Origin of the sequence: Nocardia sp. CY15 (genome assembly GCF_009829295.1) — a bacterium.
Taxonomy (GTDB): domain Bacteria; phylum Actinomycetota; class Actinomycetes; order Mycobacteriales; family Mycobacteriaceae; genus Nocardia; species Nocardia sputi.
Window position 1 is genome coordinate 23,211 of record NZ_VUOT01000045.1, and the last position, 19,893, is coordinate 43,103.

Sequence of the window (19,893 nt, forward strand, 5' to 3'; positions counted from 1 at the left end):
TACCTTGAACACCGTTCAAGTTCGATGCGGAGGTCGTCGTGGAGGATGTCGAGAACTCGCGGGAGCCGAGGTTGGGCGTTCCCGCGCGGGACATGGCGCAGATCGCCGTCTTCGCTGCCCTCATCGCGGCGCTCGGCCTGCCCGGCGCCATCACGGTCGGGTTCAGCGGCGTGCCGATCACGGTGCAGACTCTCGGCGTGATCCTGGCCGGTGCGGTGCTCGGGGCGCGCAAGGGGACGGCCGCGGTGCTGGTCTTCTTGACACTCACGATGATCGGCCTGCCGCTGCTGTCCGGAGGCCGCACCGGTTTGACGGCGCTGGCGGGCCCCAGCGCCGGGTACCTCGTCGGGTGGATTCCCGCGGCGCTGTTCATCGGACTGTGCACTGCCCGAATCCTGCCGAAATACCCGCTCGCGCTCGGCCTGCTGATCAACGCCGTCGGCGGCCTGCTGATCATCTACGCCTTCGGCACCGCGGGCCTGCTGCTGCGCACTGATCTCGGCGTCGCGGCCGCGGTCACCACCAACTGGGCGTTCATTCCCGGTGACCTGCTCAAAGTCGTTGTCGCGACCGTGGTGGCCAAGGGAGTGCACCGCGCGTATCCCGGTGTGATCGGTGCCTAGTCCAGAACTCGGCGGCGCGGACGACGAACCTGCCCTCGACTTCGGCGGCCGCACTCACACCTACGGCGAACTCGACGGCGCGATCGAGCGATGGAACGACCGGCATTCGAGCGCCTCCGCCTACGACGCGTCGGCCCTCCCGGTGCCGGACGCGCTGATCTGCGCCTGCGCGGCGGCGCGGCGCGGTATCCCGGTACTGGTGGAGAATCCCGCGGCCCGGCCGCACCGTACGGAACTCCCGCCGACGGCGTTCCTTCTGGTGGCGACCTCGGGCTCCACCGGTCGTCCCCGGCCGCTCGCGCGGACGGCCGCTTCCTGGTACGACAGCTTTCCCGCGTTCACCGCGATCACCGGCGTCGTGCCCGCCGACCGCGTACTGATCACCGGGCCGCTGCACGCGACGATGCACCTGTTCGGTGCGCTGCACGCGTTGTGGCGCGGCGCGTGCGTCACCGACGACCCGGCGCGAGCCACCGTGGTGCACGCGGTTCCCGCGGTACTGCGTGAGGTGGTGCGCGCCTGTCCGCGCTTGCGCACCGCGATCGTCGCGGGCATCGCGCTGGACGAGGGTGCGCTGGCGGCAGCCGGGCACGTCGAGGTCGTCGAGTACTACGGGTCCTCGGAAGTCTCGCTCGTCGCGGCGCGGCGCGTACCCGAGCCCTTGCGGCTGCTCGACGGCGTCGAGGCCGAAGTGCGCGGCGGGTTGCTCTACGTTCGTTCGCCTTATCGCGTGCTCGGCGCGCCCGAATGGTTCGGAGTCGGCGATCTCGCCGAACTCGGCCCCGACCGCGAGCTGACGGTACTGGGCAGAGGCGACTGCGCGATCAATGTCGGCGGCACCATGGTGGTGGCCGAGGACGTCGAGCGCGTCCTCGAGTCGTTCGACGGTATCGCCGCGGTAGCGGTGATCGGCTCGCCGCACGCTGTGTTCGGTGAAACTGTCACGGCGGCAGTGCAGTTGGACGGTGGCGCCCGGCTCGACGAGATCCGGTCGCGCGCCCGTCGCGTGCTGGCGAAGGAGGCGATGCCGCGCCGATGGGTGCCCCTGCCCGCCCTGCCCCGCACCGCCGCGGGGAAAGTCGCGAGGCCTCAGCTGAAAGACTTGCTGACATGAGCCCGGTCCCCGTTCTGATAGCGCCCCGTCGTACGCCGATCGGCAACGCGGGGCACGGATTGGCGAACGTGACCACCACCGACCTGGCCGCTCCCGTGCTGGGTGCCGTGCTGGCGTCGCTGCGCGGCGCTGGTATCGACGCCGAAGTGGACGACGTGGTCCTGGGGAACTGCCTGGGCCCGGGCGGCGACCCGGCCCGGGTCGCCGCGCTACGGGCGGGGCTGGGCGTGCACGTCCCGGGAGTCACCGTCGACCGGCAGTGCGGCTCGGGCCTGGACGCGGTGATGCAGGCGGCGTTGCGGGTGCGCAGCGGCGCGGACGAACTCGTCCTCGCAGGCGGAGTCGAATCGGCGAGCACCGCCCCGTGGCGCTTCTGGCCACCGGTCGCGGACGCCCAGCCCGTGCGATACACCCGCGCTCCCTTCACACCACAGGGTTTTCCCGATCCGGACATGGGCGTAGCGGCCGACGATCTCGCGCGAGCGCGGGGCATCAGCCGGGAGCGGCAGGACGCCTACGCTGCCCGCTCACACACCCTCGCCGCGGCCACCGATTTCTCCGCGGAGATCGTGCCGATCGGCGACGTGCGGCGCGACGAGCGCATCCGGCCGGGCATGACCGCGGCGCGGCTCGCGCGGCTGCGCCCCAGCTTCGGCGCCGACGGCACGGCCACCGCGGGAAATTCCTGCGGGATCTCCGACGGAGCCGCGGTCATGGCGGTCACGACCGAGTCGATGGCCGCCGGGCTGCCCGCGTTGCGGGTCCTGGGCTGCGCCGTCGCCGGATCCGACCCGGCGTTTCCCGGCCTCGGCCCCGTGCCCGCGATCCGGAAAGTGCTGCGGCGAACGGGTTTCGGAGTGGCAGACGTCGGCGTCATCGAGATCACCGAGGCGTTCGCGTCGGTGGTGCTGGCGGTGGCGGACGAGTTGGACCTCGACGAGTCGACGATCTGCCCGCAGGGCGGCGCCATCGCGATGGGGCATCCCTGGGGAGCGTCCGGAGCCATCCTGCTGGTGCGCCTGGCGAGTCAGATGCTGCGCGCGGACGGTCCCGCGCTCGGTCTCGCGGCCTGCGCCATCGGCGGTGGGCAGGGGATCGCCGTGCTCGTGGAGCGGGTGTCGTGAGCGAGATAGTCTTCGACTCGGTCAGCCACCGTTTCGGCGAACGAAAGGTGCTGCGCGACATCGATTTGCGGATCGCCGAACGGCGCGTCGGCATCATCGGATCCAACGGTTCCGGCAAATCGACTGTGGCGCGCATGATCAACGGCCTGCTGACGCCGACCTCCGGCACCGTGACGGTGGACGGCGTGGACGCCTCCCGCAAGGGCGCACAGGTGCGGCGGAAGGTGGGGTTCGTCTTCACCGACCCCGACACCCAGATCGTGATGCCCACGGTCGCCGAGGATCTCGCCTTCTCCCTGCGGCGGACGGGACTGAGCAAACAGGAGGTCGCGGCGCGCGTCGACGAAGTCCTGGAACGATTCGGCCTAGCGGGTCACGCCGAGCACCCCTCGCACTTGCTGTCCGGCGGCCAGAAACAGCTGCTCGCCCTGGGCGCCGTCCTGATTCGCAGGCCGGAGGTGATCGTGGCCGACGAGCCGACCACCTTGCTGGACCTGCGCAACGCCAAGGTCGTCGCCGACGCGCTGGACGCCGTGGACCAGCAGGTGATCGTCGTGACGCATCAGCTGACGTTGCTGGAGAGTTTCGAACGGGTCATCGTGATCGATGACGGCGCGGTCGTGTTCGACGGAACGCCCGCCGCCGCCGTCGCGGCGTATCGGGCGGCGGTCGAATGATCGGCGTGTACCGTCCGGGCGATTCGCTGCTGCACCGGATTCCGGCCGGGGCGAAGCTGGTGCTGCTGCTCGTGGCCATCGTGGCGACCACGCTGTTCGTGCGCACCCCCCTGCACGTGCTGTTCGCCGCCGCGGTGGCGGCGGGACTGTTCGCGGTGGCGAAGGTGCCGTGGCGAGTCGCGTTGGCTCAGTTGCGGCCGTTGGTGTGGATGGTGCTGCTCATCGGCGCGTTCCAGGTGCTGATCACCTCCCCGGCGCGGGCCGCGGTGGTGTGCGGCGTACTGGTGGTGTCGGTGGCGCTGGCGGCGCTGTTCACCCTCACCACCCGGGTGACCGACATGCTCGACGCCGTGACCCGTCGGCTCGGGCCGCTGCGGAGGGTCGGTATCGATCCCGAGCGGATCGGTCTGCTGCTGGCGCTGGCCATCCGTTGTGTGCCGTTGCTGGCCGGGATCGTGCACGATGTCGCCGAGGCGCGGCGTGCCCGTGGCTTGCAGTGGTCGATGACGGCGCTGGTCACGCCGGTGCTGGTGCGCGCGCTGCGGACGGCCGACGCCATGGGCGACGCCCTCGCTGCAAGGGGGGTCGACGATGAGTGAACTGCTCGCCGAGCGGATCGCTCGACAGGCCGCGGCCCATCCACAGTCGGCGGCTGTGGTGGCGGGACGCGAGCGGATCGGCTACGAGGAGTTCTGGTCGAAGGTCGTCCGCACCGCCTGCGGGCTCGATGGCATGCGCCGACTGGCCGTGCTTCCCACCTCCGAGGTCGAATCGCTGGTAGCCGTGACGGCGGCGATGCACGCCGGGGTGAGTGTCGTGCTGCTGCACCGCCATCTGCTGCCCGCCCAGCTGAGCCGGGTCCTCGCGCTCGCGGCACCGGGAGCCGTAGTCGCCGCGCCGCACCAGCACCGGCGACTGCGGCGGCTGGGATTCGAGGAAACCGTGCTGACCGCCGGCGCACTCGAATCCGGGGGTTCGGTGGGCCGCGCGGATCCGGGCACCGAACTGCTGGTCGGCATCACTTCCGGTACTACCGGAGAGCCGAAACTCTTCGTGCGTGACCAGCTGTCGTGGGCCACCACGCTGGACCGCTCCGACCGTACCTTCGACATCGGTGTCGGAGACCGGGTGTCGGTACCCGGCGTGCTGGACCATACGCATTTCCTGTACGGCGCGTTGCACGCCCTGACGCGCGGTGCGACGGTCGATCTGCGACCGGTGGCCGACGCGCTGAAAGCCGGTGCGACGCATCTGTATTCGGTGCCCACGATCGCGTGGGACGTCGTGCGAGCGGGCATCGGTCCGGTCGGCGGCGTCCGGGAAGTGCTGTCCTCGGCGGCCCGGTGGCCCCGAGCGGGACGGCGAGCGTTGCGAGAGGCCTTGCCGAACGCCTCGCTCGTGCACTTCTACGGTGCCTCCGAACTGAGCTTCGTATCGTTCGATCGCGGGCTCGGAGCCGCCGACGAGAACTCCGCGGGCGAACTGTTCTACGGCGTCGAGGCACGGATTCGCGACGGCCTGGTCTTCGTGCGCAGCGACATGCTGTTCGACGGCTACCTCACCGCCGACGGTGTGAGCGGCGGTCCCGTCGACGGATGGATGACGGTCGGCGACCGGGGTGAGGTGATCGGCAACCACCTGCGGCTGTTCGGCCGGCAGAGCGACATGCTGATCCGGGGCGGACTGAACGTGGAACCCGCCGCGATCGAAGCGGCGCTCACCGCGATACCCGGTGTCGCCGAGGCAGCCTGCGTCGGCGTGCCCGACGCACGCATGGGGGAGGCGCCCGCCGCCGCGATCGTGGTGGGCGGCGCCGCGCCGGACGCCGCCGAGATCTGGCGGCGTCTGCGAGCGAGCTTGCCGAGTCCGAGTATGCCGGTGCAGGTTCTGGTCGTCGGCAGTCTGCCGCGCACGCCGCGCGGCAAGCTCGACCGGACAGCGCTGGCCGCGACGCTGGCCGCTCATCGCCGTGGCGACCAGGCCGATCGCTGACGTCGGAGTGAAATTCGGTGTGACCAACCGGTGTGGCCGACACCGATGATCGGTGCGGCGGCTCAGAGTTTCACCGGCGGACTGGCCGAGGGGGCCGGTTCGGTCGATGACGCGCCGAACCACGTGGCGTAGAACATGATCGCCAGCGCGCCGAGCGAGCCGAGGATCACGGTGCCGAACGGGACCGGGTGCGCTGCCATCTGCACGGCGAAGAAGCGGATGCACAACAGTACGCCCGTGAAGACGGCTACCCCCACGGCCACGATCCGGACACGATGGTGATCCCACCCCCGATCGGGATCGCGCAGCGCGGATTCGACGGTCAGGCACAGCGCCGCGCCCACGACCAGGTCGACGCCGTAATGGGCGCCGAGGCCCAGCGTGGCGATGAGCGTGCACACCAGCCAGAACGTGCCGCCCCAGCGCAACCACAGCGGTCCGCGCCGGGAGTGGATGTACAGCGCCAGCGCCCAGGCGGTGTGCAGGGACGGCATGCAGTTACGCGGGGTGATGCCGTCGAAGTGCAGCGCCTCGATCGAGGACGGCACTTCCGGAACGACTTTCGGCCAGACGTCGGCGATCTCGAAGCCCAGTCCCTGCGGCCCGTACGCGAGCACCGGCCCCACCACAGGGAAGACCACATACCAGATCGGCCCGACGAGGCCGAGCGTCAAGAACGTTCGCACCAGGTAGTGCCGGGGCCACACACCGGCGGTCACGCCGCGCAACTGCCAGGCCGCGACGAGCACGGCCGCCAGCGGAAGCTCGAAGTACACCCAGCGCACCACGCCCGACGCCACCGGTCCCGCTGCGTCGAGCGCACGCCCGGCCAGCCACGACGGGCTGCCGAGGGCGCGATCGGCGACTTGCACATACGAATCGAGAACCATCGGGCAGGCCCAGGCGGTGATGTCCAGCCAGATTTCGCTGATCTTCGTCGCCGAGATCAGCAGTGCGCCGAAGGCGATGGTGCGCAACGCCGTGCGGCGTCGCTGCTCGTCCCACCACACGAACGCGATCACCGCCAGCGCGGTGAGCACGATCGTCGGCCCGTTGCCGACGGTGAACGGCCGCCCCTCGGCCGCCCTGATCACCACGAACAGCAGGTCGATCGCGATCGCCGCGGCGACGGCGCCGATGCGCCCGCGAACCGTGATCCCGGCCAAGGCCAGTAGAAACCCTGCCCAGGGCGTGGTCGCGGACTTCGGTGTGCCCGCGTAGTCCCGGAAGAGACTGGTCAGCGGCCCGAGCGCCCCGATGTGCGCGGCCATGAGCTCTCCGCCGATCAATGCGAGCGCGATGGCCGCGACACCGCACCACACGACCACCGGTCGGAACCGACGCTCTCGGAGTTCCTCGATACCCACTCGCTCGCCCGGTGGGGTCAAGCTCCTTCGCACGTCGTTCACAACCACCGAGACATCGTAAACAGGACATTAACGACGCATGTCGGGGGAGAGGCCGAGCGGTGCCCCCTCCGTCGGTGCTGACCCGAACCGATCCGCGGGTGCGGTCGGGGTCGGCGGAGCGATCAGGTGGTGCGGTAGGTGCGGGCAACCAGCGCCGAGCGCAGGTACCACAGGCCCGAGGGCTGGGACGGGTCGAATCCGGTGAGCTGCCCGATCCGCTTGAGCCGGTAGTCCACCGTGTTGGTATGCACGTGCAGTACGCGTGCCGTGCGCTGCCGGTTGAGATTGTTGGCGATATGCCGCTGCAGCGTCTCCAGCAGTTCGGGGTGCGCGTCCAGGGGGTCCAGCAGCGAGCCGAGGTATTCGCGGCCCGGCCCCGGTCTGGTCAGCTGGTATTCCAGCGCCAGCTCGTCGAAGCGGTAGAGCCCGGCCACCGCCTGTAACCGCTGCACCATGTCGAGTAGCTCGTGGGCCTGGTCGGCGGCGGTGGGGATCTTCTCCGGGGTGGCCTCGACCATGGTCGCGGTGACGCCCACCTGCGCGGCGTGGGACAGCTGGGTGACCAGGGCGTCGAGCTGCTCGTTGTCCAGATGGCCGGATGGGATGAGCACCGTGCCGCCGTCCACGCTCAGCAGAGACAGGGCCGCCTCACCACACCTGGTGGCCAGTTCGGCTTGGACCCGGCGCAACTTCCGGCGGGCGACGACCTTGGCATCCACCATCGGGTTGTGTTCTTCGCGATGCGGCGGAATCGCCACGGCCAGAACAGCGTACGAGGACGCGATGGCGATGCCGCATTCGCGCGCCATGGTGGAGGTGCTGTGCCCGCCGAGCAGCGCCGAAGTCAGGGTGTGCACGGCGGTGTGGTGCTCGCTGACCACCGCGCGCAACTCACGGACGTAGGCCATGGAGACCGCCGAGTTGATCATGTCGAGCATCTCGACGACCATCTTTGCGCCGTCGACGAGGTCGTCGTAGTCCTTCATCGTCGCGCCGGACACCACCAGGTCCAGGCCCATTTTGAAGCCTTCGTGGATGGAGTGGTGAATGGTGTCGATCGGCACTCCCTCCCGCGCCCACCCGGCGGCGGCGTCACCGAGGCGCTGGAGTTTCTCCGGCAGGTCCTCTCCGTCGAGCATGCTCACCGCCAGTTCCAGGCAGACCCGGGTGATGGTGGTGACGTCACCGGCGATCGCGTCACCCGGTAGGGTCCCGCAGGGGATGACGTTCTCGACGAAGTGCCCGACCATCTGACGCGATAGCCCGCGAACGTCCTTGAGTGGGGACGACATCGGCTTCCCCGACAGGGTGAGGCTCGGCCGGGCCGAACTGTCGACGGACATTGGCGACTCCCTTCCGTCCACGATTGCTGTGCGGCGCATTCACACTAATCGGTCGGTCTCTTTCGCGGACCCGATCGGCGGGTTCTGTGAGAGCAGGTGAAGCGGACGAGGTGGTGTTGTGACGCGTCACGGCAGAAGCAGTGATGGAGAGCACGCGCGGCAATCGGCGAGACGAGCTGTACGGGCCAGGCCGCTTGTGCCGCCCTCGCTGAGGGTGGCGGCCGAGTTGTGATGGTGGACAATAGGCTACCGGCGAACCAGCGGCGATAGGTTGTCACCATGCAGTGCTACGGCGTGACCGCGAGTGATTCGGACTCGTGGACGATGATCGCCAACAGCTTCGTCCCGATGGACTACCGTTACGGCGACCCCGAACGGTGGTATTCGGGCCTGACTGTCCAGGAATCCCCCGTGTACCGGCTGCTGCGCTGGGAACAGCGCGGAATCAGCACGTCCTACCGCACGCGGACGAACATCCGGCACGGTCCGTGCGACGACTTCTACTGGGTGGTCGTCCCCGAAGCGGGCGTGTATTCGGTGCGGTATCGCGAGGAGGAAGCACGAGCACGGCCCGGGCAGGCCGCGGTGACCATCCTCGACGATCTGTGCCAGATCCACATTCCGCTGTTGTCCGCGTACGCGTTTCAGGTGCCCAGACCGGAGCTCGACCATCGAGTGGGTCCGTTCTCCGATCGCGGCACGACGATCGACCTGAACTCCGGTCTGGGCCGAATCCTGCAGGACATGATCCGCAGCACCCATGCCGAACAGGCGAATCTCTCTGATCGCGAGTTCAACGCGGTCTGCGACCGGATCGCGGAGCTGCTGAGCATGCTCTCACTCGGGGACACTCGTCCACAGCGGGCGCATCACGCCCGGATCGCCGCGCAGATCCGGCAGTACGTGCGCGCCAACGTCGGCCGTGGCGACGTGCGGCTGCCCGCGGTGGCGCACGCATTGGGCTGGTCGCCCCGGCAGCTGCGCTCGGTACTGCAGCAGCTGGGCACGACCTACCGCGACCTGCGGCAGGACGAGGCACTGCGCGCCGCCCGCGATCTGCTCCAGGATCCGGCGCGCGAAGAAGTCTCCATCGGAGAACTCGCCACCCGCGCGGGATTCACCCCCGCGTGGTTCTCGGCGGCGTTCAAGGCGCGCTTCGGCGAGACACCGAGAGATTTCCGGCGGCGCCGGTTGGCGGAGAGCGAAGCGCCGGGTAGCGGGCGGGAGCCGGACGGGGCCACGCGCGTCCGGAATGGTCGGTGATCCGGCGCAATCGCGGCGCACCGGAAGCGGATGCGCCGCTCGTGTAGGTCTGGCGTACTCGGGGGCAAGGGCATCGAGGTCCGCAAGCCGCCGTCTACGCCGCTGCGGCGGCCGCGCGATCGAGATCAGTCGAGCGGCACGGTGATCGAAAGTTGCCGCAGCTGTGCCGGGTCGGCGATCACCCGATATCCGGCGACTCGGTCGGCGCGCACCGTGACGGTGAGCGCCAGCAGCAGCCGGCCGTGCGGCGCGACCACGATTCCCGGGCGACCGTCCACCAGCGCGAGGGCCGCCAGCTGCGAACGCCTGCGCAGCAGCACGGTTTCCTTCGCCACCGACGCCGCGCCGCGCACGGTCGTGGCCACCCCGGCGGGCAGCGCGGCGGCGTCGGCCGTCCGGATCACATCGGGCGCCAGCACGGCCAGGAGATCGTCGAGGTCGCCGCTGCGGGCCGCGCGGAGAAACGCGTCGACGACCGGCCGCTGCGCGGCGAGTTCGGGGGCGGCCGTGGCATGGTCACCGCGGACGCGGTGACGAGCGCGGCTGGCCAGCTTCTTGGTGGTCGGTGTGGTGCGTCCGACGATCGGTCCGATCTCCTCGAACGGCACCGCGAACAGATCGTGCAGGACGAATGCGACCCGCTCGTCGGGGCCGAGCCGGTCCAGCACCACCAGTAGTGCCCGGCCCACCGACTCGATCAAGACCGCCTCGTGCTCCGGTTCGTTGTCGTCGGCGACGCCATCGAGCCGGGTCAGGTGGTCGAGCGGTTCTTCGCGCCGCACCGCCCGGCCGCGCAGCATGTCCAGGCAGATTCTGGAGACGACTGTGGTGAGCCAGCCGGGCAGGTTCCGTACGTCCGCGACGTCGTGGCGGGCCAGCCGCAGCCATGTCTCCTGCACCGCGTCGTCGGCCTCGCTCGGTGAGCCGAGCATGCGATAGGCGACCGCGTGCAAGTGGTCGCGCTGGGACTCGAATTCCCGCGCCAACCCGTCCTCGGTGTCCATCGGTCACCTTTCCGGTTCGTACTCCGTCATCGGGATGACGGATCAGGCAGCGCCCGGGTGACGAGATTCGGCCCGAGCGCGACATCAGAAGGGTAGTGGTATGGACATCGCCTACGTGATCGCCACGGTTCTCGCGGCCGCGGCCGCATTGCTCGCGGCGGGGATCGACGTGGTCCGCGCCGAGTGGGTGCGCGAGAACATGCGCGCCTACGGGGTTCCGGAATCCTGGCTTACACCGCTGGCCCTCGTCAAAGCGCTCGGCGGGGCGGGGCTGCTGATCGGTCTGGCGGTTCCGCCGATCGGCGTGGCGGCGGCGGCCGGGCTGGTCGTCTACTTCGTCGGCGCGGTGGTGACCGTGGTCCGGGCGCGGCACTACGGGCACATCGGTTATCCGATGCCCTATCTCGTGCTGGCAGCCGCTTCGCTGGGGCTTTCCGTGGTGTCGTAGCCGCAGGAGGCGATACCTCTTATCCGGCGAGGATGAACTTGGCCGCCTGCTCGCCGATGAACACCGCGGGCGCGTGCGTATGGCCGCGGATGATGAGCGGCATCACCGAGGCGTCGGCCACCCGGAGTCCCTGCACGCCGCGCACTTCCAACCGGGGTGTGACGACGCTGGCCGCGTCGGCGCCCATGCGGCAGGTGCCGACCGGATGGTAGAGCGTGTGTGAGTAGGAGTTGAGGGTCAGTTCGAGGGCGGCTTCGATCTCCTCGGGCGCCTGCGGCGGGTAGATCAGCGGGCCCAGCACCGCTTTCATCGAGGGCTGCGCGGCGATCTCCGCGCACACGCGCAGTCCGGCCATGATGGCGGAGCGGTCGGCGCCCGCGCTGTCGGACAGGTAGCGCGGATCGATGACGGGTTTGGCGGACGGGTCCGCGCCGGACAGGGCGATCCGTCCTCGGCTCTGCGGGCGCAGCAGCACCGTCGCCAGGATCACGCCGTGCTCGGTGGGATCCTGCAGTCCCTCGTAGTAGAACGGCGCGGGCGCGAAGATCAGCTCCAGGTCGGGGAACTCCAGTTCCGCCTTGCTGCGCACGAACCCGTACGCCTCACCGACGTTCGAGGTGAGCATGCCGCGCCGGCGCAGCAGGTAGGCCAGCAGCTGACGCGGCTTCTCGGCGCCGAACAGCGAGTCTTCCGTGACGCCGTAGCCGATGCCCGCGACCAGATGATCCTGCAGGTTCGCGCCCACCTCCGGCGCGTGGTGGCGCACCTCGATGCCGTGGCGGGCCAGCTCGTCACGATCGCCGATACCCGAGAGCATCAGCAGTTGCGGGCTGTTGATCGAGCCGCCGCACAGGACGACCTCGCGCCGCGCGGTCACCGTGTGCGTGCTGCCGCCTCGGCGGTACTCCACGCCGACGGCGCGCGTGCCGTCGAACAGCACCCGGGTGGCCAGCGCCTCGCTGCGCACCGTGAGGTTCGGACGACGCAAGGCGGGCCGCAGGTAGGCGTCGGCGGTGCTCCATCGACGGCCCCCGCGCTGGGTCACCATGGTCTCGCTGAATCCGTCCGGCTGCGGACGGTTCGGCGGCTCGACCTGGTAGCCGGCCTCCTCGACGGCGGCCAGATAGGCGGCGGTGAGGCCGCGCGGACTGCGCTGGCGGGAGACGTGCAGCAAACCGTCGGTGCCTTCGTCGGGGTACTGGGCGTTCTCTACGCGCTCGATGCGGCGGAACTGCTCGACGGCGGCGGCGAAGCCCCACTCCTCACCCGCCAGCAGCGCCCACTCGTCGTAGTCCGCCCGGAAGCCGCGCACCCACATCATGGCGTTCATCGAGGAGGAGCCGCCGAACATCTTGCCGCGCGGCCAGTAGATCTCGCGGTTCTTCAGCTCCGGCTGCGGTTGCGTGAGGTAGTCCCAATCCACCTCCGAGCGGAAGAGTTTGGCGAAACCGGCGGGTATGTGCGCGAATTTGTTCTTGTCCGGCGGGCCCGCCTCCAGCAGCGCCACCGTGGTGCCCGCATCGGCGCTGAGCCGATTGGCCACCACCGCGCCCGCCGATCCCGAGCCGACGACGACGTAGTCCGCGGAGAACTCACCAGGTTGCACTTTTCCCACTCCGATCTGCACCGACTACGGCAAAGATACGAGCAACCGCGCGCCGCGTGGCCCGGTTTCGGGTAACCGGCACGAAGTCGTGGGCAACGAGAGGAGTTCGTCAGTGCGATCGAGAGCTGTCCTGGTCACCGGGGGTAGCCGAGGGATCGGCGCGGCGACGGCGCGTCGCCTGGCCCGCGACGGTCATCGGGTCTGCCTGACCTATCGGACGGAGGCAGCGGCGGCCGACGCTGTCGTCGCCGATATCCGCGCGGCGGGTGGCGTGGCCCGCGCGGTATGCGCCGACCTTGCCGACCCCGCCGCGATCGAGGCACTGTTCGCCACCGTGGACGCCGAATTCGGAATCCTCACCGGCCTGGTGAACAACGCGGGAGCTCTCGAAAAACAGTGCCGCGTCGATGAGTTGGACGCCGACCGGCTGCATCGCACCATGGCGGTGAACGTGATCGCCCCGATCCTGTGCGCGAAGCACGCCGTATTGCGGATGTCCACGGCGCACGGTGGCGCCGGTGGTGCGATCGTGAACGTCTCCTCGGTGGCCGCACGGCTCGGTGCGCCCGGCGAGTACGTCGACTACGCCGCCGGTAAGGGCGCGCTGGACACCTTCACCCGTGGGCTCGCGCTCGAGGTGGCGGCCGAAGGCATCCGGGTCAACGCGGTCCGTCCCGGCTACATCCACACCGGCATCCATGCCGACGGCGGCGAACCGGGCCGGGTCGATCGCCTGGCACCGACGCTGCCGATGCGCAGAGGCGGCGACCCCGAAGAGGTCGCCGCTGCGATCGCCTGGTTGCTCTCCGACGAGGCGTCCTATGTGACCGGGTCCTTCACGGATCTGGCCGGCGGCCGGTAGCCGCGCTAGCGCAGGATGAGCAGCGCGGAGGTCTCGATGCGGTCGGCGATCTCGGAGTAGGACCCGTACCCCATGCCCGCGCGTACCAGCGCGCCCGCGTAGAGCAACTCCAGCGATTCGACGACGTCCGGGTCCGGATCCGGACCGAGTGCGCGGATGATGCGCTTGCGGATCTCGGCGCCGATACGTCCGCGCAGATGCTCCACGTCGGGGTCGCGGCCGAGCAGGGCGCTGGTGACCGCGCCGGACAGCTCCTGCTCGTCGGCCACCAGCATCGCGATGTTGCGCAGCTCGGCGACGACCCGGACGGTGGAGTCCGGGTCGTCGCTGACCGGTGAGGGCGACGCGACCAGCCGCCGCCAGAAGATCTCGGCGACCAGATGCTCCTTGGACGAGAAGTAGGTGTACGCCGTGGCCGTTCCGACTCCGGCCGCCGCGGCGACCATCCGGATGGTCATGCCCGCGAAGCCTTCGCGCGCGAGCACTTCCACCGCCGAACGGGTCAGCTTGTCGACGGTGTCGGCCTGCTTGCCGGAGAGCCTGCGGCGGGTTGCCTCGAGAATGACGGAATCGGGTTCGGACATGTGTCTGGATCCTACTAGGCGGGTCGGCGGGTTCAGTTCTTGGCGGCGGCGATGCCGGCCCGGCGCCCGTAGAAGCTGCCGTCACCCAGCGACGCACCGCTGACGTAACCGCCCGCGCACAGACCCGAGGTGCAGCGGCCGGCCGCGAACAGTCCCGCGATCGGCTCTCCGGAGACGTGCAGCACCCGGGAATCGAGGTCGGTGCGCAGTCCGCCGAGGGTGAAACCGGCCGTGAATCCGCGCATGTCGAACGCCGCCACCGGGCCGCGTAGCGGGCGCACCCATTCCGGTTTCTTGCCCAGCAGCGGGTCCTGGCCGTTGGCGGCGTGCAGGTTGTAGCACTCCACCGTCGACTGCAACACCTGGCCGGGCAGGCCCATCTCGGCCTCCAGCTCGGCGATCGTCTCCGCCGCCCAGGTCGGGGGCTGGCGGAAGAACGGCGTCGAGGTCTCGGTCGTCAGCGCTTCCTCGTACGACGCCTCATCGATCACCAGATACGCCTGGTTGTCCTGCTGGATCAGCGTCGCCTGCCCGATCCGGCCGGGGTAGGTGTCCTCCGGGACGTAGCGCTGGCCGCGCCCGTTGACCAGGATGCCGCGCGCCAGCAGCTGCGGGTCCCCGAAGAACGCCACCTCGGTCGCGTCCATGTGCGCCAGCTCCGCGCCGAGTGCCTGCGCCAGTCGGATGCCGATGCCGTCGTGTTCCTCGATCGCGGCGCCGGGTCGGCCGATCAGTCGCGGCGCGTATCGTTCGATCATCTCCTTGTGATAGGCGAAGCTGCCGGTAGCCAGTACGACCCCGCGCTCGGCGCGAATGGTGACCGTTTCGCCGTAGCGGCGAGCCAGCACCCCGACCACGCGATCGTCGTCGTCGAGGATCAGCCGCGCGATCCGCATGTCGTACTCGGCGCGGACGCCCAGCGTTTGCGCGGTGTCGGCCAGCGGCTTCATCAGCATGTAGCCGCCGCCCTTCTCCCCGGTGCGCTTGTCGGCCATCTGCGGAACATGGCCGCGGGGCGCGGGGATCGCGATGGTGTTGAAGGGCGCGGCGTTCTCGCCCCCGGAGTACATCAGTCCCTCGTCGTGCGGCGGCTCCCAGCCCGGCTCGCCCCAGAATGCCTCCCGGAACGGCACACCGCAGGCCGCCAGCCAGTTGAAGTGTTCGACACTGCCGCGGCAGTAGTCGGCGATCTTCGCCTTGTCCACGCCGGGACCCAGCGCCGCGAGCAGGAAGGTCTCCATGTTCTCCGGGGTGTCCTCGAAACCGAGGGCCTGTTGCAGCGGCGTGCCGCCGCCCAGATAGATGAACCCGCCGGCGAGGGCGGCGGCGCCACCCCAGCCGCCGGTGCGTTCCAGGACGAGCACGTCCGCACCCGCGCGGGCGGCCTCGATGGCGGCGCAGACCCCGGCGATGCCGTATCCGGCGACGACGACGTCGGCCCGGTGGTCCCAGGTCTGGACTCGGCTGGCGCGCATGGGGCGAATGGTGGTGGCCTCGGACATGGTCGATGGATCCTTCACTGCTCGGTGGACGCGGTCTGCGCGCGGGCGGCCTTCTTCTGCTGCGCCACAATCGTGCCCACCAGCAGGTCGAGTTTGGTGCCGTTCGGCCAACCCACGTAGTAGCACAGGAACACCGCGATCTCATGCAGCTGTTCTTCGGTGAGCTCGCCGTTGCGCAGTGCGGCCCCGATCTGGATGCCCGCGGTGTCGATGGCCCCCTGCGCCGCCAGCGCGCCGAGCAGCAGCAGCCTGCGGTCGCGGATGGTGAGGCCGGGGCGCGACCAGATCTCGGCGAAGAGGTGGTCGGAGGTGAGGGCGAAGTGGGGGCCGGGGTAGTCCTGGAATTCCGTGCCGTACACCTCGGCCATCTTGGCCAGGCCGCGTTGCCGCACGGAGTCCGCGGAACCGTTGTCGCTCATGATGAATGCCTTTCCGATGCGGAGGTGCTCGTCCCGACGCCGAGTCCGGGGCCGAGCCGGTCGAGGGCCAGTCGGGCCAGTGGCAGCGCGGTGTCGAGCCGTTCACCCAGTTCCAGGGCAAGGCTCAGGTCCTTCTCCCCGAGGTCGCGCACGTGCCGCAGGATCGGCAACCAGAAGTCGCCGTCTTGGATCGGGGCGGCGGTGTCGCGCAGCATGATGGCGCCGGGGCCACCGGTGACCGCGTCGGAGTGTCGTACCACCTTGCCGAGCGCGGTGAGATCCAGACCCGCCGCCTCGGCCAAGCGCTGCGCCTCGGTGGCCGCGGTGAAGGAGACGAAGTGCAACAGGTTGCGCGCCAGTTTCATCCGTGTGCCCGCGCCGACCGGCCCGGCGTGCACGATCAGATCGGCGAAGCAGCCGAACGGTTCGCGCACCTGCTCGAACGCAGCCTCGCTGCCACCGACCATGACCGCGAGCGCGCCGCGGGTCGCACCGGCTGCGCCGCCGCTGATCGGCGCGTCCACCAACTCGACGCCGCGGTCGCCGCAGACTGCGGCGAGTTCTTCGGCGGTGCGATCGCTGATCGTGGAGTGCACGGCGACCACGGTGCCCGGCGCGGCGGTGCGCAGCAGGCCCTCCGGACCGGTGATCACCTCGCGGACCTGGGCGTCGTTGACCACCGTGATCGAGATGATCGCGGCTTGCCTGGCCAGCTCGGCGGCGGAGACGACCGCGTCGGCCCCGGCCGCGAGGAACGGCTCGACCGCCTCGGGCCGCATGTCGCAGACCGCGAGCCCGCCCGGCCATTCCAGCAGGCGCTCGGCCATCGGCGCGCCCATGTTGCCGAGACCGAGGAATCCGATGCGCGCGCTCATGACCGCACGATGTGTCCGCCGTCGACGTTGAAGATCTGACCGGTGACCCAGCTCGCCTCGTCCGACAGCAGGTACAGACATGCCCCTACCAGGTCCTGCGGTGTGCCGATCCGCTTGAGCGGCAGGCGCTTGACGATGTCGTCGACGATCACGTCGGGGGTGACCGACTTGGTCGCGTCGGTATCGATCGGGCCCGGCGCGATGGCGTTGACGCGGATGTTCGACCCCCCCAGCTCGAAGGCCAGCTGCTGGGTCAGTCCGTTGACACCGACCTTCGCCAAGCCGTAGAAGCTGGAGTACAGCCACGCCGCGGTGGACGACTGGTTGACGATCGAGCCGCTGCCGCGTTTGGACATGTGCGGGTAGACGGCGCGGGTCATGATGAGCGCGCCGTCCATGTTCACGCTCATGAACTTCTTGTAGTAGTCCCACGGCACCGTCAGCAGCAGGTTCAGCTTCATCTCGCCGTAGATGGCGGCGTTGTTGACGAGGTGGTCGATGCCACCGAATTCGGCGACGGTGAAATCGGCCAGGGCGGTGGCGGATTCGGGATCGGACACGTCGAGGAGTCCGAATACGGCGGTGCCGCCGTCGGCGACGATCTTCTCGACGACCGCCGCACCGCCCTCGGCGTTCTTGTCGGCGACGACGACGTTGGCGCCTTCGGCGGCCAGCGCCCGCGCGTAGGCGGCGCCGATGCCCTGAGCAGCACCGGTGACGATGGCGGATCTTCCCGTGAAACGGGCCATGGAGTTCAGCTCCTCTGTGTTGTCGTTGTCCCGCGCTGATCAGACAGCGGTGGCGATGACTTTGGTCTCGAGGTACTCCTCGAAACCGGCGATGCCCATCTCGCGGCCGAGGCCGGATTGCTTGTAGCCGCCGAAGGGGACGTCGGCGGAGTACCAGATACCGCCGTTGACGCTCAACGTCCCCGTGCGCACGCCTGCGGTGACGCGCCGGATGCGCTCGGGATCGGTTCCCCACACCGAACCGGAGAGGCCGTAGGGGGAGTCGTTGGCGATGCGGACGGCGTCCTCGTCGCCGTCGTGCGGGATGATCACCAGCACGGGGCCGAAGATCTCCTCGCGGGAGACCGTCGCGGTGTTGGGGACGTCCGCGATCAGCGTCGGTTCGACGAAGAACCCGCGCTCGCGCCCGGCAGGCCTGCCGCCGCCGACCACGATCCGCCCACCTTCGGCCCGCGCGATGTCGAGGTAGCGTTCGACCCTGGCGCGCTGACGTTCGGAGATCAGCGGCCCGCACACCGTGCGCGGATCGGCGGGATCGCCCGGCCTGATTCCCCCGAGCGTGGCCGCGGCCGCCTGTACCGCTTGGTCGTAGGCCGCGCGCGGCACCAGCAGCCGGGTGGAGAGCGCGCAGCCCTGTCCGGCGTGCACGCACACCGAGAACGCCGCCACCGAGCATGCCGCCGCGATGTCGGCGTCGTCGAGCACGACGAACGCCGACTTGCCGCCCAGTTCCAGGAACGCCTTCTTCAGCGTCGTAGCCGCGCCCGTCATGACGGCGCGTCCGGTCGCCGTGGATCCGGTGAAACTGACCATGTCGACGCGTGGGTCCTCGGTGAGCCGGGCGCCGAGGGTGTGGTCGGCGGAGGTCACAATGTTCACGACTCCGGCCGGGATATCGGTCTCCTCGGCGATGATCGCCCCGACCGCCGCCGCGCACCACGGGGTATCCGGGGCCGGTTTGAGCACGACGGTGTTCCCGGCGGCCAGCGCGGGGCCCAGCTTCGCGAAGTTGATCTGATGCGGGAAGTTCCATGGTGTGATCGCCCCGACCACGCCGATCGGCTCCCGGCGCAGGACCCGGCGCGTCTTGATGCCCATCGGCTCGGCCACGCCCAAATCGGTTTCCCACTCGTAGGTTTCGGCGAGGTCTGCGGCGTACCCGAGGTCGGCGACCGGGCCTTCCAGCTGCGGGCCGCCGGTCAGCATCCTCGGCGCGCCGACCTCGGCGATCGTGATCTCGCGCAGGTCCTCGACGTGGGCTTGCAACGCGGTGCGCAACTGCTCGAGACAGCGAGCGCGGAAGGCGTGATCGCGCGACCAGTCCGTCTCGTCGAACGCGGTGCGCGCGGCGTCGACGGCCGCGTCGAGATCGGCCGCGTTCGCGTCGGCGGCGAGGCCGAGGACCTCCTCGGTCGCGGGGTTCACCGTCGCGAAGACCCCGTCGGCGCCCTCGACCAGCTTGCCGCCGATCAGCAGGCGGGACCCGTCGGCGGGCAGAAGGCTGCTCATGGATAACTCCGATCCTGTCTGGACACGTGTACGGAATATAGTCTCGGATCGCGATCGGTGGCAATAACAGGTTCTAACTGTCTCATCTTTGCCGAGATTGCTCACCGGGTCGGGTGCCCCCCTTGTGGAGCTCTCGGAGATACCGGTTCCTCGCGCGAAGTGGCTGCGGTCCTGTAGGGATTGTCCGGGTCGGACGAAGGATGGTAGCGTCCAGACACATGTCCAGCTATCTGTCTCTGTCGATGTCTCGCCGTCGCGCCGTACGGCAGAACGTGTTATCGGATTGGGAGTGTGTGTGATGACGGTTGTGGTGGGGCCGCTGGTGTTCGATCCGTATGACTATGGGTTTCATGAGGATCCGTATCCGGTGTATCGGCGGTTGCGGGAGGAGGCGCCGTTGTATCACAACGCGGATGTGGGGTTTTGGGCGTTGTCGCGGTATGTGGATGTGGTGGGGGGTTTTCGGGACTGTGTGGGGTTGTCGAGTGCGAATGGGGTGTCGTTGGATCCGGCGGCGTGGGGGCCGGATGCGCATCGGGTGATGTCGTTTTTGGCGATGGATGATCCGCGGCATATGCGGATGCGGCGGTTGGTGTTCAAGGGGTTCACGCCGAAGCGGGTGGCGGGGATGGAGGCGCGGGTTCGGGAGTTGACGTTGTCGTATCTGGTGTCGGCGTTGGGGGGTGGTGGTTTCGATTGGATCGATGAGGTGGCGGGGAAGTTGCCGATGGATGTGATTTCGGAGTTGATGGGGGTTCCGGTGGTGGATCGGGGGGAGATTCGGCGGTTG

The 19,893-nt window shown here is 69.4% G+C and carries 19 protein-coding genes and 1 pseudogene; 10 read left to right on the plus strand and 10 right to left on the minus strand.

Going from position 1 to position 19,893, the window contains the following annotated elements; genetic code table 11:
• Window positions 1-92 precede the first annotated feature (92 nt).
• From GVY39_RS30755 to GVY39_RS30780, 6 genes are read left to right on the plus strand one after another with little or no spacing between them, the layout of a single operon-like run.
• Entirely contained in the window at window positions 93-623 is a 531-nt protein-coding gene (locus GVY39_RS30755; protein WP_159930483.1) for a biotin transporter BioY, read from the plus strand.
• On the plus strand, window positions 616-1,737 hold the full coding sequence (locus GVY39_RS30760; RefSeq protein WP_159930463.1) for a class I adenylate-forming enzyme family protein: 1,122 nt from the start codon (window positions 616-618) through the stop codon (window positions 1,735-1,737). Before GVY39_RS30755 ends, GVY39_RS30760 begins: the two co-directional genes overlap by 8 nt.
• The gene (locus tag GVY39_RS30765) at window positions 1,734-2,861 is read left to right on the plus strand and encodes a thiolase family protein (protein WP_159930462.1); all 1,128 of its coding nucleotides are present in this window, start codon (window positions 1,734-1,736) and stop codon (window positions 2,859-2,861) included. The genes GVY39_RS30760 and GVY39_RS30765 overlap by 4 nt, the downstream gene beginning before the upstream one ends.
• Window positions 2,858-3,538, plus strand: coding sequence for an energy-coupling factor ABC transporter ATP-binding protein (locus GVY39_RS30770; protein ID WP_159930461.1), 681 nt, complete (start codon window positions 2,858-2,860; stop codon window positions 3,536-3,538). Before GVY39_RS30765 ends, GVY39_RS30770 begins: the two co-directional genes overlap by 4 nt.
• The gene (locus GVY39_RS30775; RefSeq protein ID WP_159930460.1) at window positions 3,535-4,137 is read left to right on the plus strand and encodes an energy-coupling factor transporter transmembrane protein EcfT; all 603 of its coding nucleotides are present in this window, start codon (window positions 3,535-3,537) and stop codon (window positions 4,135-4,137) included. Before GVY39_RS30770 ends, GVY39_RS30775 begins: the two co-directional genes overlap by 4 nt.
• Window positions 4,130-5,530 (plus strand): AMP-binding protein, encoded by a 1,401-nt coding sequence (locus GVY39_RS30780; RefSeq protein WP_159930459.1) that lies wholly within the window; start codon window positions 4,130-4,132, stop codon window positions 5,528-5,530. Before GVY39_RS30775 ends, GVY39_RS30780 begins: the two co-directional genes overlap by 8 nt.
• A gap of 62 nt (window positions 5,531-5,592) precedes the next feature.
• Here the strand turns inward: GVY39_RS30780 and GVY39_RS30785 are convergent, their stop codons facing one another.
• Window positions 5,593-6,945 carry a DUF5933 domain-containing protein gene (locus tag GVY39_RS30785; protein WP_159930458.1) on the minus strand — a complete coding sequence of 451 codons (1,353 nt, stop codon included), beginning with the start codon at window positions 6,943-6,945 and terminating at the stop codon, window positions 5,593-5,595.
• Window positions 6,946-7,061: 116 nt separating this feature from the next.
• Window positions 7,062-8,282, minus strand: a complete 1,221-nt coding sequence (locus GVY39_RS30790; RefSeq protein WP_159930457.1) for a CdaR family transcriptional regulator — start codon at window positions 8,280-8,282, stop codon at window positions 7,062-7,064.
• A 279-nt stretch (window positions 8,283-8,561) separates the two neighbouring features.
• Between GVY39_RS30790 and GVY39_RS30795 the strand changes: the two genes are divergently transcribed.
• Window positions 8,562-9,545, plus strand: a complete 984-nt coding sequence (locus GVY39_RS30795) for an AraC family transcriptional regulator (RefSeq protein WP_159930456.1) — start codon at window positions 8,562-8,564, stop codon at window positions 9,543-9,545.
• 125 nt (window positions 9,546-9,670) lie between these two features.
• Here GVY39_RS30795 and GVY39_RS30800 read toward each other — a convergent pair whose 3' ends face one another.
• Window positions 9,671-10,549, minus strand: coding sequence for a sigma-70 family RNA polymerase sigma factor (locus tag GVY39_RS30800; RefSeq protein ID WP_159930455.1), 879 nt, complete (start codon window positions 10,547-10,549; stop codon window positions 9,671-9,673).
• 100 nt (window positions 10,550-10,649) lie between these two features.
• On the opposite strand from GVY39_RS30800, the gene GVY39_RS30805 reads away from it, so the two are divergent.
• A complete protein-coding gene (locus GVY39_RS30805) occupies window positions 10,650-10,997 on the plus strand; it encodes a DoxX family protein (protein ID WP_159930454.1) in 348 nt (115 codons plus the stop codon).
• A gap of 19 nt (window positions 10,998-11,016) precedes the next feature.
• Here the strand turns inward: GVY39_RS30805 and GVY39_RS30810 are convergent, their stop codons facing one another.
• The gene (locus tag GVY39_RS30810; RefSeq protein WP_159930453.1) at window positions 11,017-12,603 is read right to left on the minus strand and encodes a GMC family oxidoreductase; all 1,587 of its coding nucleotides are present in this window, start codon (window positions 12,601-12,603) and stop codon (window positions 11,017-11,019) included.
• Window positions 12,604-12,715: 112 nt separating this feature from the next.
• Between GVY39_RS30810 and GVY39_RS30815 the strand changes: the two genes are divergently transcribed.
• Window positions 12,716-13,465 (plus strand): SDR family oxidoreductase, encoded by a 750-nt coding sequence (locus tag GVY39_RS30815; RefSeq protein WP_159930452.1) that lies wholly within the window; start codon window positions 12,716-12,718, stop codon window positions 13,463-13,465.
• A 5-nt stretch (window positions 13,466-13,470) separates the two neighbouring features.
• On the opposite strand, the gene GVY39_RS30820 is transcribed toward GVY39_RS30815, so the two are convergent.
• Genes GVY39_RS30820 through GVY39_RS30845 form a run of 6 tightly spaced genes read right to left on the minus strand, consistent with a single transcriptional unit; the run spans window position 13,471 to window position 19,103 of the window.
• The gene (locus GVY39_RS30820; protein ID WP_159930451.1) at window positions 13,471-14,049 is read right to left on the minus strand and encodes a TetR/AcrR family transcriptional regulator; all 579 of its coding nucleotides are present in this window, start codon (window positions 14,047-14,049) and stop codon (window positions 13,471-13,473) included.
• 32 nt (window positions 14,050-14,081) lie between these two features.
• A complete protein-coding gene (locus tag GVY39_RS30825) occupies window positions 14,082-15,551 on the minus strand; it encodes an FAD-dependent oxidoreductase (RefSeq protein ID WP_159930450.1) in 1,470 nt (489 codons plus the stop codon).
• 14 nt (window positions 15,552-15,565) lie between these two features.
• Window positions 15,566-15,970 (minus strand): carboxymuconolactone decarboxylase family protein, encoded by a 405-nt coding sequence (locus tag GVY39_RS30830; RefSeq protein WP_159930449.1) that lies wholly within the window; start codon window positions 15,968-15,970, stop codon window positions 15,566-15,568.
• A complete protein-coding gene (locus GVY39_RS30835) occupies window positions 15,967-16,845 on the minus strand; it encodes an NAD(P)-dependent oxidoreductase (RefSeq protein WP_159930448.1) in 879 nt (292 codons plus the stop codon). Before GVY39_RS30835 ends, GVY39_RS30830 begins: the two co-directional genes overlap by 4 nt.
• Window positions 16,842-17,594, minus strand: a complete 753-nt coding sequence (locus GVY39_RS30840; protein WP_159930447.1) for an SDR family oxidoreductase — start codon at window positions 17,592-17,594, stop codon at window positions 16,842-16,844. The genes GVY39_RS30835 and GVY39_RS30840 overlap by 4 nt, the downstream gene beginning before the upstream one ends.
• 39 nt (window positions 17,595-17,633) lie before the next feature.
• Complete coding sequence (locus GVY39_RS30845) at window positions 17,634-19,103, minus strand: aldehyde dehydrogenase (RefSeq protein WP_159930446.1); 1,470 nt, start codon at window positions 19,101-19,103, stop codon at window positions 17,634-17,636.
• A 298-nt stretch (window positions 19,104-19,401) separates the two neighbouring features.
• Here GVY39_RS30845 and GVY39_RS30850 point away from each other — a divergent pair.
• Window positions 19,402-19,893: pseudogene (locus tag GVY39_RS30850) on the plus strand (cytochrome P450); the annotation flags it as partial.